Source organism: Pseudomonas sp. H3_D04, assembly GCF_054669175.1.
This window is the reverse complement of the sequence record NZ_CP162801.1, coordinates 216,951-229,504: the sequence shown is the minus strand read 5'-3', so window position 1 is coordinate 229,504 and position 12,554 is coordinate 216,951. Positions and strand designations below refer to the sequence as shown.

The window sequence follows — 12,554 nt, the reverse complement described above, 5'->3', positions numbered from 1 at the left end:
ATGCGCGGGCCGCAGCACTCCACGGAGGGAGATGACATGCATCAGCGAGGTTTCAGCCTGATCGAACTGCTCATGGGACTGACAATTGCCGGGATTGTTCTGCTGTTGGTCAGTCCGGCGTTCGCGGCCCTTACAGAATCGAATCATCGCGAGGCGGCGGCAAAGTCTCTTGCCAGTGGTATTCGCAGCGCCAGAAGCGAAGCTCTCGCGCGAAATCAGACCATCGTCATTCATGGCATCAACGACGACTGGGGTCAGGGCTGGCGCATCATTCTGGATATCAGCGGCAAAGGGCCGGAGGACAGCAGCAATCCGCTGCTGATTGAGCGCGTGAGTGGCGCTCGGGTGCCGATTGTTGGCAATTGGCCGGTCAGACGATACATCCGTTTCAGCCGTATCGGCGAGCCACAGATGCCTGGCCGGGCGTTTCAAGCGGGGACGCTGCACGTTTGCACAGTCCGCGAACCGGTTAGCCATCTTCAGGTGGTGCTGGCCGCGACCGGTCGCGTCAGCCTGCGCAGCGATAAGGCTGAGCAGGCGCTATGTCCGGGAGGAAAAAAGTTAAAGCAGGGAGCGCACGCGCAACTCTTTAGGCATGGAGAACGTGATGTTCTCCTCGCGACCCGCCAATTCATCGGCCCCGGTAGCACCCCAGGCCTGCAACTGCTGGATCACGCCACGCACCAACACTTCCGGTGCGGAGGCGCCAGCGGTGATGCCGATACGCTCGACACCGTCGAACCAGCTTTTTTGCAGGTCTTCGGCGCCGTCGATCAGATAAGCCGGGGTGGCCATGCGCTCGGCGAGTTCACGCAAGCGGTTGGAGTTGGAGCTGTTCGGGCTGCCCACCACCAAGACCACGTCACATTCGTCGGCCAGTTGTTTGACGGCGTCCTGACGGTTTTGCGTGGCGTAGCAGATGTCGTCCTTGCGCGGACCACCGATCGCCGGGAAGCGTGCACGCAGAGCATCGATCACGCGGCTGGTGTCGTCCATGGACAGTGTGGTCTGGGTGACGAACGCCAGTTTGTCGGGATTGACCACCTGCAGCGCGGCGACGTCTTTCTCGTCTTCAACCAGATAGATGGCACCACCGTTGCTGCCATCGTACTGGCCCATGGTGCCTTCGACTTCCGGGTGACCGGCGTGGCCGATGAGAATGCATTCACGGCCGTCACGGCTGTAACGCGCGACTTCGATGTGCACCTTGGTCACCAGCGGGCAGGTCGCGTCGAACACTTTCAGGCCACGGCCAGCGGCTTCGGTCCGCACAGCCTGGGAAACCCCGTGGGCACTGAAGATCACGATGACATCGTCCGGCACCTGATCCAGTTCTTCGACGAAGATCGCCCCGCGAGCACGCAGGTCCTCGACGACGAATTTGTTGTGGACCACTTCGTGGCGCACATAGATAGGCGGCCCGAAGACTTCCAGGGCGCGGTTGACGATTTCGATCGCCCGGTCCACGCCGGCGCAGAAGCCACGGGGGTTGGCGAGTTTGATTTGCATGCTGTGCCTCGTGTCTTGCGCGCAAGAAATTAGAACATTACATCCCTGTAGCAGCGAAGCTTGCTCGCGAAAGCGGTGTGTCAGTCGACATTGATGGTGAATGTGATGACGCCTTCGCGAGCAAGCTCTGCCCCTACATTGGACCGCATTCGGTCAGTTACAGCGATTTGACGCTGATGATTTCTACGTCAAAGGTCAATGTCTTGCCGGCCAGCGGGTGGTTGAAGTCGATGGTCACTTGCTCGTCATCGAATTCCTTCACCACGCCAGGCAGCTCAGTATTGGCCGCATCGTTGAAGATCACCAGCAAACCCGGCGAAAGCTCCATGTCCTTGAACTGCGAACGCGGGATGATCTGCACGTTTTGCGGGTTCGGCTGGCCAAACGCGTTTTCCGGCTGAATCGTCAGCGTGCGCTTGTCGCCTGCCTTGAAGCCGAACAGCGCTGCTTCGAAACCTGGCAACAGGTTGCCATCGCCGACCTGGAAGGTCGCCGGGGCTTTGTCGAAGGTGCTGTCGACGGTGTCGCCGTTCTCCAGGCGCAGTGCAAAGTGCAAAGTGACTTCCGTGTTCTGGCGGATGCGTTGCTCAGCCAATACCTGTTCAGTCATGAACGGCTTCTCCGGTCTTTTTACTTTTGAACATGTCCAGCGCGAGCATAACGGCGCCGACGCTGATGGCGCTGTCGGCAAAGTTGAACGCCGGGAAATACCAGCGGTTCTGCCAATGCACCAGAATGAAGTCGATCACATGGCCCAGGGCGATGCGGTCATACAGATTGCCCAGCGCCCCGCCCAGCACCAGCGCCAAAGCGACGGCCAGCCAGGTTTCGTTGCGCCCCAGACGCTTGAGCCACACCACCAGCACCGCACTGACCACCACGGCGATCAGGGCAAACAACCAGCGCTGCCAGCCGGAGCTGTCGGCCAGGAAGCTGAATGCCGCGCCGGTGTTGTAGGCCAGGGTCCAGCTGAAATAATCGGGAATCACCACGATTTGCTGGTACATCTTCAACGAGCCTTCGAAGTAGAACTTGCTGGCCTGGTCGATGACCAGGACCAGCAAGCTCAACCAGAGCCAGCTCAGCCGTCCGAAACGGCCAGCAGCGTTAGGCATAATGACGAACCTCGCCCGCACCGCTGATGTTGTCGACGCAACGACCGCAGATTTCCGGATGCTCCGGGTTCACGCCGACGTCTTCACGGCAGTGCCAGCAACGGGCGCACTTGGCGAAGGCCGACTTGACGATTTTCAGCTTCAGGCCGCTGACTTCGGTGACTACCGCGTCCGCAGGTGCCTGAACAAAAGGCGCCACGCTGGCGGTCGAGGTGATCAGCACGAAGCGCAGTTCGTTGCTCAGCTTGGCCAGGTCGGCGCTCAGCGCCTCTTCGGCGAACAGCGTCACTTCGGCTTGCAGGTTGCCACCGACGGCCTTGGCCGCGCGCTGGATTTCCATTTCCTTGTTGACCGCGACCTTCACCGCCATGATCCGCTCCCAGTAGGCGCGGCCCAGTTCGACGTTGTCCGGCAGTTCGGTCAGGCCTTCGTACCAGGTGTTGAGCATCACCGATTCGTTGCGCTCGCCCGGCAGGTATTCCCACAGCTCGTCGGCGGTGAAGGCGAGGATCGGCGCGATCCAGCGCACCAGCGCTTCGGAGATGTGGTACAGCGCGGTTTGCGCCGAACGGCGCGCCTTGCTGTTGGCGCCAGTGGTGTACTGACGGTCCTTGATGATGTCGAGGTAGAAACCACCCAGCTCTTGCACGCAGAAGTTGTGGATCTTGGAGTAGACGTTCCAGAAGCGGTATTCGCCGTAGTGCTCTTGCAACTCGCGTTGCAGCAGCAGGGTGCGGTCCACGGCCCAACGGTCCAGGGCGAGCATTTCCTCGGCCGGCAGGATGTCGGTGGCCGGGTTGAAACCGGTCAGGTTGGAGAGCAGGAAGCGCGCGGTGTTACGGATGCGCCGGTAGGCGTCCGCACTGCGTTGCAGAATCTGCTCGGAAACCGCCATTTCACCCGAGTAATCGGTGGAAGCCACCCACAGCCGCATGATGTCGGCGCCCAGGGTGTCGTTGACCTTTTGCGGCGCGATCACGTTGCCCAGCGACTTGGACATCTTGCGACCGGACTCATCGACGGTGAAACCGTGGGTCAGCAGCTCGCGGTACGGCGCATGGTTGTCGATGGCGCAACCAGTCAGCAAGGACGAGTGGAACCAGCCACGGTGTTGGTCCGAACCTTCCAGGTACAAGTCGGCGCGCGGGCCGGTCTCGTGGCCCATCGGGTGCGAACCGCGCAGGACGTGCCAGTGCGTGGTGCCCGAATCGAACCAGACGTCCAAGGTGTCGCTGATCTTGTCGTACAGCGGCGCCTCGTCACCCAGCAGTTCGGCAGCGTCCATCTTGAACCACGCTTCGATGCCTTCGACTTCAACACGCTTGGCGACTTCTTCCATCAGCTCGGCAGTGCGCGGGTGCAGCTCGCCGCTTTCCTTGTTCAGGAAGAACGGGATCGGCACGCCCCAGTTGCGCTGACGGGAGATGCACCAGTCTGGACGGTTGGCGATCATCGAGTGCAGACGTGCCTGGCCCCAGGCCGGGACGAACTGAGTCTCTTCGATGGCTTTCAGTGCGCGCTTGCGCAGGGTGTCGCCGCTGACAGGCTCTTTATCCATGCCGATGAACCACTGCGCGGTGGCGCGGTAGATCAGCGGGGTCTTGTGACGCCAGCAGTGCATGTAGCTGTGTTCGATGATGGTGGTGTGCAGCAGCGCACCGACTTCGGTCAGTTTGTCGACGATGGCCGGGTTGGCTTTCCAGATGAACTGGCCGCCGAAGAACTCCAGCGATGTCACGTAGACGCCGTTGCTCTGTACCGGGTTGAGGATGTCGTCGTTGACCATGCCGTACTTCTTGCAGGTCACGAAGTCGTCCACGCCATAGGCCGGGGCGGAGTGAACCACGCCGGTGCCAGCGCCCAGCTCAACGTAATCGGCCAGGTAAACCGGCGACAGGCGATCGTAGAACGGGTGACGGAAGTTGATCAGTTCCAGTTCTTTACCGGTGGTGGTCGCGATGACCGAGCCTTCCAGGCTGTAGCGGGCCAGGCACGACTCGACCAGCTCTTCAGCCAGCACCAGCAGTTTGTCGCCGACGTCGACCAGGGCGTAGTTGAATTCCGGGTGAACGTTCAGCGCCTGGTTGGCCGGGATGGTCCACGGGGTGGTGGTCCAGATCACGATCGAGGCAGGTTTGGCCAGGGACGCCAGACCGAAAGCGGCAGCCAGCTTGGCTTCGTCGGCAATCGGGAAGGCCACGTCGATAGTCGAGGACTTTTTGTTTTCGTACTCGACTTCCGCTTCAGCCAGGGCTGAACCGCAGTCGAAGCACCAGTTCACGGGTTTCAGGCCCTTGAACACGAAACCGCCCTTGACGATTTCGGCGAGCGCGCGGATTTCACCGGCCTCGTTCTTGAAGTCCATGGTCTTGTACGGGTTGGCGAAGTCGCCCAACACGCCCAGACGGATGAATTCGGATTTTTGCCCTTCGATCTGCTCGGTGGCGTAGGCGCGGCACAGTTCGCGGGTCTTGTCCGCGCCCAGGTTTTTGCCGTGGGTCACTTCGACTTTGTGTTCGATCGGCAGACCGTGGCAATCCCAGCCCGGAACATAAGGCGCGTCGAAACCCGACAGGGTTTTCGAGCGGATGATCATGTCCTTGAGAATCTTGTTCAGCGCATGACCGATGTGAATCGTGCCGTTGGCGTAAGGAGGACCATCATGAAGTACGAACTTCGGACGATCCTTGCCAATTTCGCGCAACTTACCGTACAGGCCAATGCTGTCCCAGCGCTGCAGAATCTGCGGTTCGCGCTGAGGCAGGCCGGCCTTCATTGGGAAGGCGGTGTCCGGAAGGTTTAGCGTGGCTTTATAGTCGGTCATTTAAGGCTCTTCATTAGCGATTGGCGCTAGGTGCGACAGGGCACGGGCGGCGGCAACATCCGCATTGATCGCCGTCTTAAGCGCCTCCAGAGAGGCGAAACGCTGCTCTTCACGCAGCTTGTGGTGGAAAACCACCGTCAAACGCCGGTCATACAGATCGCCGGCAAAATCTAAAAGGTGCACTTCGAGGTGGGCTTTGCCATCACCTTGTACCGTGGGCCGCACGCCAATGTTGGCGACGCCGGGCCAGGTCTTGCCGTCGATATCGACGTTGACCAGGTACACTCCGGTCAAGGGCACGCGACGACGCTTGAGTTGAATGTTGGCGGTGGGCGTACCCAGTTGGCGCGCCAGCTTCTGGCCATGCAGGACCCGCCCGGTGATCTGGAACGGACGCCCGAGCAGCCGCTCGGCCAAGGCAAAATCGGCAGCGGCCAGGGCATTGCGGACCTGCGTGCTGCTGACGCGAATGCCGTCCAGCTCGACGGTTTGCGCCGCTTCAACGGTAAAGCCCTGAACGATGCCAGCCTGCTGCAGGAAATCGAAATCCCCTACCCGGTCACAGCCGAACCGGAAGTCGTCACCGACCTCCAGGTGCTGGACGCCGAGACCGTCGACCAGAATGGCATCGACGAATTCACTGGCACTGAGCTTGCTCAGCCGGTGGTTGAAGGCCAGGCACAGGACCCGGTCGACACCTTCGTCGGCCAGCAGCTGCAGTTTGTCCCGCAGCCGGGCCAGACGGGCCGGGGCCGTGTCCGGGGCGAAGAACTCTCGCGGCTGTGGTTCGAAAATCACCACGCAGCTGGGCACGCCCAACTCGATAGCGCGCTCACGCAGCCTCGCCAGGATAGCCTGGTGGCCACGGTGAACACCGTCAAAGTTGCCAATAGTGGCGACACAGCCCCGATGCTGGGGGCGCAGGTTGTGGAGGCCTCGAACCAGCTGCATAACGCGCTTCTTGCTCATAAAGTGGTCGATTATAACCACACCCGGCGGCCGACGACAGGCAACACCGTAACCCAAAGTAATCGAGCCGACAAAACTGCCGGTTCGCCCATGTTTATCGAGGCCCAAGCCTCAGCTCAGCGCCTTGCGATTGAAGTCGCGCAAACGAAAGCCCATCAACAGCAGCATGCCGAAATAACTGATCACCCCGGCAGCGACCAACGCGCCCAGGCGCAGGAACCGCTCCAGCATATGCCCCTGATCCCAGGCCGGCATGAAGTGCATCCCGGCCAGCAGCACAGCAGACATCACCAACACCGCAATCACAAGCTTCAGACCGAATTTGGCCCAACCCGGTTGCGGTTGATACATCTGCTGCTTGCGCAGCTGATAGAACAATAGCCCGGCGTTGATGCAGGCACCGATGCTGATGGCCAGGGCCAGACCGGCGTGAGCCAGCGGGCCGATGAGCACGAGGTTGAATAGCTGAGTAACAATCAGGGTGAAAATCGCGATTTTTACCGGAGTGCGGATGTTTTGTTGCGCATAAAAGCCCGGCGCCAGCACTTTGATCACGATAATTCCGAGTAAACCGACTGAATAAGCGATCAACGCCCGCTGTGTCATGGAGGCATCAAACGCGCTGAATTGGCCGTACTGGAACAGCGAAACGGTCAGCGGCTCGGCCAGAATCCCCAGTGCCAGAGAACACGGCAACACCAGCACGAAGCACAGACGCAGGCCCCAATCGAGGATTCGCGAATATTCGTGGCGATCTTTGCTGGCGTAGGTCTTGGCCAGGGTCGGCAGCAGAATGGTGCCCAACGCTACGCCCAGTACGCCGGACGGCAACTCCATCAAACGGTCGGCGTAATACATCCACGACACGGAGCCGGCGACCAGGAACGAGGCGAAGATGGTGTTGATGATCAGGGAAATCTGGCTCACTGACACGCCGAGAATCGCCGGTAACATCTGCTTCATCACCCGCCAGACACCGCTGTCACGCAGATTCAGGCGTGGCAGCACGAGCATGCCGATCTTTTTCAGGTGGGGCAGCTGATAGAGCAACTGCGCCAGGCCACCCACCAGTACCGCCCAACCCAAGGCCATGACGGGAGGGTCGAAGTATGGCGTGAGGAATACCGAAAAGACGATCATGCTGACGTTGAGCAACGTCGGCACGAAAGCCGGCACCGAGAATCGGTTGTACGTATTGAGGACCGCACCGGCCAATGAAGACAGGGAGATCAGCAATATATAAGGAAAAGTCACGCGCAACAGATCGGTCGTCAGCTCGAATTTTTCCGGGGTATCGGTAAAACCCGGCGCAGTTGCCCAGATGACCCACGGCGCGGCGAGTATGCCCAGCGCGGTGACCAGGGCCAGTACCAGCGTCAGCAGGCCAGACACGTAAGCGATGAACGTTCGCGTCGCCTCCTCGCCCTTCTGGCTCTTGTATTCAGCAAGAATCGGCACGAATGCCTGGGAAAAGGCACCCTCGGCGAAGATTCTTCGCAGCAGATTGGGCAGTTTGAAGGCGATAAAGAAGGCGTCCGTCGCCATCCCGGCGCCAAATGTGCGTGCGATGAGGGTGTCACGAACGAACCCCAGAATCCGGGAAAGCATCGTGATAGAGCTGACGGCGGCCAACGATTTGAGCAGATTCATTGAAAGAGTTTGTGCCTGTCGATAAACAGCAGGCGAACAAAGCGCCTACTTATGCGATACTCCGCGCCGCAGCAGCACAGAGCCAAAGCTCGCGAGTTTACAGGTCAAGCGCCGGAAATAAATATCCCGCCTCTTTATACCTACCACTTAGCGGAACGTCTCAACCGCCCTTGACAAGACATCAACTCATCGGCATGATTCGCGGCCTATTTTGTTTGCTATTTCCTAAAAAGTCTTTCGAGGAGCTCGACGGTGGCCAACACACCTTCCGCCAAAAAACGTGCAAAACAGGCTGAGAAGCGTCGCAGCCACAACGCCAGCCTGCGTTCCATGGTTCGTACCTACATCAAGAATGTAGTTAAGGCCATCGACGCAAAAGACGCTGAAAAAGCTCAAGCAGCTTACGTTCTGGCTGTGCCAGTTATCGACCGTATGGCCGATAAAGGCATCATCCACAAGAACAAGGCAGCTCGTCATAAGAGCCGCCTGAACGGTCACGTCAAGGCTCTGAACCTTGCTGTAGCCGCATAAGCGATAAGCTTGTTGAAAAACCGACCTCAGGGTCGGTTTTTTATTGCCTGCGACTTGGTAAACGCCGCGCAAAAAAAATGTGGGAGTGGGTCTGCTCGCGATAGCGGTGCAACACTCAACATTGATGCCGACTGTTACACCGCTATCGCGAGCAGGCTCACTCCCACATTTCGATTTGCGCCAGCTTATTGGGCGTGCGTCCACGGCAGGATCGGGATCGCCGTCACCGCATTCTGCGGGCTGCCTTCGATCAAGCGATCGCTGTAGACCAGATACACCAGCGTATTGCGCTTCTTGTCGAGGAAGCGCACCACCTGCATGGTCTTGAACACCAGCGACGTGCGCTCCTTGAACACCTCATCGCCATCCTTCAGCTCACCCTTGAAGCTGATCGGACCTACCTGACGGCACGCGATAGACGCTTCAGCGCGATCTTCCGCCAAACCCAGCCCACCTTTCACACCGCCCGTCTTGGCCCGCGAGAGATAGCAAGTCACACCCTCGACCTTCGGATCATCAAACGCCTCGACGACGATACGGTCGTTCGGGCCGACGAACTTGAACACCGTCGACACTTGGCCAATCTCCTCAGCCGAAGCCAGCAGCGGCATTGCCAACAGCAGACCCAACAATCCTTTTGCCACACGCATTCAAATATTCCTTCAGACCAGAATCAGGTTATCGCGGTGAACCAGTTCCGGCTCCGCCATGTAACCCAACAGACCGACAATCGCCTCAGACGACTGACCGATGATTTTTTGTGCTTCCAGCGCGCTGTAGTTGGCCAGGCCACGGGCAATTTCACGACCGTCCGGCGCCACGCACACCACCATTTCACCGCGCCGGAAACTGCCTTGAACCAGTTTGACGCCAACCGGCAGCAAACTTTTGTTGCCTTGGGACAGCGCGGTCACTGCACCCGCATCCAGCACCAGGGTGCCACGGGTTTGCAGGTGACCGGCCAGCCATTGCTTGCGCGCCGCCAGCATGCCGCGCTCAGGCGACAACAAGGTGCCGATGCGCTCGCCCGCCTTCAGGCGATCCAGCACACGTTCAATGCGCCCACCGACGATGATGGTGTGCGCACCGGAACGCGCCGCCAGGCGTGCAGCACGTAATTTGGTCTGCATACCGCCACGACCCAACGCACCACCGGTACCGCCAGCGACGGCGTCCAGCGCCGGATCATCGGCGCGCGCCTCGTAAATCAGGTTGGCGTCGGGGTTGTTGCGCGGATCGGCGTCGAACATGCCGTCGCGATCGGTAAGGATCACCAGCAAGTCCGCCTCGACCAGATTGGCCACCAGCGCCGCCAGGGTGTCGTTGTCGCCGAAGCGGATCTCGTCGGTGACCACGGTGTCGTTTTCGTTGATCACCGGGATCACTTTCAGCTCGACCAACGCACGCAGGGTGCTGCGGGCATTCAGGTAACGCTTGCGGTCAGACAAGTCATCGTGCGTCAGGAGAATCTGCGCGGTATGCCGGCCATGCTCGGCAAAGCTCGACTCCCAGGCTTGCACCAGGCCCATCTGACCGATGGCGGCAGCGGCCTGCAGCTCGTGCATTGCACTGGGTCGCACGGTCCAGCCCAGGCGACTCATACCCGCCGCTACTGCCCCAGAGGACACCAGCACCAGTTCGACGCCCGCCTCATGCAAAGCCACCATCTGCTCGACCCAGACACTCATTGCCGCGCGATCCAGGCCCTTGCCGTCAGCCGTCAGCAAAGCGCTGCCGATCTTCACGACCCAACGCTGCGCACCTGTCACCTTGCTCCGCATCATCTTCAACCTTAGCTTGAGGGCAGCGCGACCCAGCGCCGCCCGTAACGTTATTCGTGACTACCGATTTCCAGATACTAAAACGCCGCTCGATTGAGCGGCGCTTAAGTTTACTGCAACGAATCAGTCACGCACGTAAATGATTTCCGGACCGTCTTCGTCATCCACATCTTCTTCGTCCCAGTCATCGTCGCCGATGTCATGGACCGACTTCACGCCGCTGCGACGCAGGGCACGCTGGTCATCCAGCGCTTGCAACTGGGCACGGGCTTCGTCTTCGATGCGCTGATCGAGCTCGGCCAGCTCTTCCTTGTAAACCGGGTCGTTAGCCAGACGGTCAGCACGATCTTCCATGTAACGCATGATGTCGTGGCACAGACGCTCGGTGCCCAGCTTGGAGATGGCGGAGATCACATAGACCGGACCGGTCCACTCCAGGCGATCAACGATTTCCTTGACGCGAGCGTCATGCTCTTCTTCAAGGATCTGGTCGCACTTGTTCAGCACCAACCAGCGATCACGCTCAGCCAGGGACGGACTGAACTTGGTCAGCTCGCTGACGATCACTTCAGCAGCATCCGGAGCGCTGGCGTCATCCAGCGGCGCCATATCCACGAGGTGCAACAGCAAACGGGTACGCGACAAGTGCTTGAGGAAGCGAATCCCCAGGCCAGCGCCATCGGAAGCACCTTCGATCAGGCCCGGAATGTCCGCGACCACGAAGCTCTTCCAGCGATCGACGCTGACCACACCCAGGTTCGGCACCAGCGTGGTGAACGGGTAGTCGGCGACTTTCGGCTTGGCGGCCGATACGGAGCGAATGAAGGTACTTTTACCGGCGTTCGGCAAACCCAGCAGACCGACGTCAGCCAATACTTTCATTTCCAGCTTGAGATCACGCGCCTCGCCCGGTTTACCCGGAGTGGTCTGGCGCGGAGCACGGTTGGTACTGGATTTGAAACGGGTGTTACCCAGACCGTGCCAGCCGCCATGAGCCACCAGCAGTTTCTGGCCAGCCTTGGTCAGGTCGCCGATCACTTCCTGAGTGGCGGAGTCGATGACGGTGGTGCCAACCGGAACACGCAGCACCAGCTCTTCACCTTTCTTGCCGGTGCAGTCGGTGCTGCCGCCGTTGGAACCGCGCTCGGCATCGAAGTGCCGGGTGTAACGGTAGTCCACCAGGGTATTGAGGTTTTCGTCGGCGATCATGTAGACCGAGCCGCCATCACCACCATCACCGCCGTTCGGGCCGCCGTTTTCAATGAATTTCTCGCGACGGAAGCTCATGCAACCGTTGCCGCCGTCACCGGCCTTTACTCGAATCGATACTTCGTCAACAAACTTCATAACAAAACGCCTCTCGTCATACGGACGAGCCGAAAAAATCTAGACATAAGACTCTTGCAAAAATGAGCGCAGCGACCTCAATCAACGACCGCAAATCCAGCGCTGGAGCCCATCACAAACAGCTTTGCAAGAGACTCACCCCACAAACGAAAAAGCCCCGTCGCGAGACAGGGCTTTTCCAGCAACTACGCAATTATGCCGCGACGACTTCAGTCTTCGGGACAATGCTCACGTAACGGCGGTTGAAAGCGCCTTTTACTTCGAACTTGATCACGCCGTCGATTTTAGCGAACAGAGTGTGATCTTTACCCATGCCAACACCGTAACCGGCGTGGAATTGGGTGCCGCGCTGACGCACGATGATGTTGCCCGGAATGATAACCTGGCCGCCATACATCTTCACGCCAAGGCGTTTGGCTTCTGAGTCGCGACCGTTACGGGTACTACCACCAGCTTTTTTGTGTGCCATGAGTCAATTCTCCTAGTGAGGAATTAGGCTGAAATTAAGCCTGAATACCGGTGATTTTGATCTCGGTGTACCACTGGCGGTGGCCCATACGCTTCATGTGGTGCTTACGACGACGGAACTTGATGATGCGGACTTTATCGTGACGACCTTGGGAGATCACTTCAGCCACAACGGTAGCGCCAGCAACAACTGGAGCGCCGATGTTCACGTCATCGCCATTGGCGACCAACAGAACGCGATCAAAAGTAACGGATTCGCCGGTAGCGATTTCCAGTTTTTCGATCTTCAGGTATTCACCTGGGGCGACCTTGTATTGCTTGCCACCAGTAACAATTACTGCGTACGACATGGTATTTCTC

At 59.2% G+C, this 12,554-nt stretch carries 12 protein-coding genes and 1 pseudogene; 2 read left to right on the top strand and 11 right to left on the bottom strand.

Translation table 11 applies throughout. The features are described 5' to 3' along the window. Nucleotides 1–36: 36 nt before the first annotated feature. Nucleotides 37–564: pseudogene (locus AB4N91_RS01095) on the top strand (GspH/FimT family pseudopilin); the annotation flags it as partial. Here the strand turns inward: AB4N91_RS01095 and ispH are convergent. The 6 genes from ispH to murJ all read right to left on the bottom strand — a co-directional run bounded on the left by ispH (nucleotide 562) and on the right by murJ (nucleotide 8,067). Then, the gene (gene ispH / locus AB4N91_RS01090) at nucleotides 562–1,509 is read right to left on the bottom strand and encodes a 4-hydroxy-3-methylbut-2-enyl diphosphate reductase (protein ID WP_010467539.1); all 948 of its coding nucleotides are present in this window, start codon (nucleotides 1,507–1,509) and stop codon (nucleotides 562–564) included. The pseudogene AB4N91_RS01095 and the gene ispH sit on opposite strands and share 3 nt — an antisense overlap. A 157-nt stretch (nucleotides 1,510–1,666) precedes the next feature. Continuing rightward, nucleotides 1,667–2,104, bottom strand: coding sequence for an FKBP-type peptidyl-prolyl cis-trans isomerase (gene fkpB / locus AB4N91_RS01085; RefSeq protein ID WP_010467538.1), 438 nt, complete (start codon nucleotides 2,102–2,104; stop codon nucleotides 1,667–1,669). Nucleotides 2,105–2,111: 7 nt separating this feature from the next. Then, the gene (lspA, locus tag AB4N91_RS01080; RefSeq protein WP_010467537.1) at nucleotides 2,112–2,624 is read right to left on the bottom strand and encodes a signal peptidase II; all 513 of its coding nucleotides are present in this window, start codon (nucleotides 2,622–2,624) and stop codon (nucleotides 2,112–2,114) included. Beyond that, nucleotides 2,617–5,448: an isoleucine--tRNA ligase gene (gene ileS / locus AB4N91_RS01075; RefSeq protein WP_010467536.1), complete on the bottom strand. Its 2,832-nt coding sequence runs from the start codon at nucleotides 5,446–5,448 to the stop codon at nucleotides 2,617–2,619. The genes lspA and ileS overlap by 8 nt, the downstream gene beginning before the upstream one ends. Continuing rightward, a complete protein-coding gene (ribF, locus tag AB4N91_RS01070) occupies nucleotides 5,449–6,399 on the bottom strand; it encodes a bifunctional riboflavin kinase/FAD synthetase (protein ID WP_010467535.1) in 951 nt (316 codons plus the stop codon). It lies immediately after the preceding gene. A gap of 129 nt (nucleotides 6,400–6,528) precedes the next feature. Then, on the bottom strand, nucleotides 6,529–8,067 hold the full coding sequence (gene murJ, locus AB4N91_RS01065) for a murein biosynthesis integral membrane protein MurJ (RefSeq protein WP_010467534.1): 1,539 nt from the start codon (nucleotides 8,065–8,067) through the stop codon (nucleotides 6,529–6,531). 252 nt (nucleotides 8,068–8,319) lie between these two features. Here murJ and rpsT point away from each other — a divergent pair, with 252 nt between their 5' ends. Then, on the top strand, nucleotides 8,320–8,598 hold the full coding sequence (gene rpsT / locus AB4N91_RS01060) for a 30S ribosomal protein S20 (RefSeq protein WP_008154937.1): 279 nt from the start codon (nucleotides 8,320–8,322) through the stop codon (nucleotides 8,596–8,598). 185 nt (nucleotides 8,599–8,783) lie between these two features. Here rpsT and AB4N91_RS01055 read toward each other — a convergent pair whose 3' ends face one another. From AB4N91_RS01055 to rplU, 5 genes are all read right to left on the bottom strand, one after another. Continuing rightward, nucleotides 8,784–9,248, bottom strand: coding sequence for a CreA family protein (locus AB4N91_RS01055; protein ID WP_010467533.1), 465 nt, complete (start codon nucleotides 9,246–9,248; stop codon nucleotides 8,784–8,786). Nucleotides 9,249–9,260: 12 nt separating this feature from the next. Continuing rightward, a complete protein-coding gene (proB, locus tag AB4N91_RS01050) occupies nucleotides 9,261–10,379 on the bottom strand; it encodes a glutamate 5-kinase (RefSeq protein ID WP_010467532.1) in 1,119 nt (372 codons plus the stop codon). Between the two features lie 123 nt (nucleotides 10,380–10,502). Further along, nucleotides 10,503–11,726, bottom strand: a complete 1,224-nt coding sequence (gene cgtA, locus AB4N91_RS01045) for an Obg family GTPase CgtA (protein WP_010467530.1) — start codon at nucleotides 11,724–11,726, stop codon at nucleotides 10,503–10,505. A gap of 193 nt (nucleotides 11,727–11,919) precedes the next feature. Beyond that, nucleotides 11,920–12,195: a 50S ribosomal protein L27 gene (gene rpmA / locus AB4N91_RS01040; protein WP_003215862.1), complete on the bottom strand. Its 276-nt coding sequence runs from the start codon at nucleotides 12,193–12,195 to the stop codon at nucleotides 11,920–11,922. A 34-nt stretch (nucleotides 12,196–12,229) separates the two neighbouring features. Next, on the bottom strand, nucleotides 12,230–12,544 hold the full coding sequence (gene rplU / locus AB4N91_RS01035) for a 50S ribosomal protein L21 (protein ID WP_003176051.1): 315 nt from the start codon (nucleotides 12,542–12,544) through the stop codon (nucleotides 12,230–12,232). Between the last annotated feature and the right edge of the window lie 10 nt (nucleotides 12,545–12,554).

Coding starts and splice junctions, on each gene's coding strand:
- ribF (WP_010467535.1), bottom strand. CDS start 6,399: ATGCAGCTGGTTCGAGGCCTCCACAACCTGCGCCCCCAGCATCGGGGC.
- AB4N91_RS01055 (WP_010467533.1), bottom strand. CDS start 9,248: ATGCGTGTGGCAAAAGGATTGTTGGGTCTGCTGTTGGCAATGCCGCTG.
- proB (WP_010467532.1), bottom strand. CDS start 10,379: ATGCGGAGCAAGGTGACAGGTGCGCAGCGTTGGGTCGTGAAGATCGGC.
- ileS (WP_010467536.1), bottom strand. CDS start 5,448: ATGACCGACTATAAAGCCACGCTAAACCTTCCGGACACCGCCTTCCCA.
- rplU (WP_003176051.1), bottom strand. CDS start 12,544: ATGTCGTACGCAGTAATTGTTACTGGTGGCAAGCAATACAAGGTCGCC.
- cgtA (WP_010467530.1), bottom strand. CDS start 11,726: ATGAAGTTTGTTGACGAAGTATCGATTCGAGTAAAGGCCGGTGACGGC.
- murJ (WP_010467534.1), bottom strand. CDS start 8,067: ATGAATCTGCTCAAATCGTTGGCCGCCGTCAGCTCTATCACGATGCTT.
- ispH (WP_010467539.1), bottom strand. CDS start 1,509: ATGCAAATCAAACTCGCCAACCCCCGTGGCTTCTGCGCCGGCGTGGAC.
- lspA (WP_010467537.1), bottom strand. CDS start 2,624: ATGCCTAACGCTGCTGGCCGTTTCGGACGGCTGAGCTGGCTCTGGTTG.
- rpmA (WP_003215862.1), bottom strand. CDS start 12,195: ATGGCACACAAAAAAGCTGGTGGTAGTACCCGTAACGGTCGCGACTCA.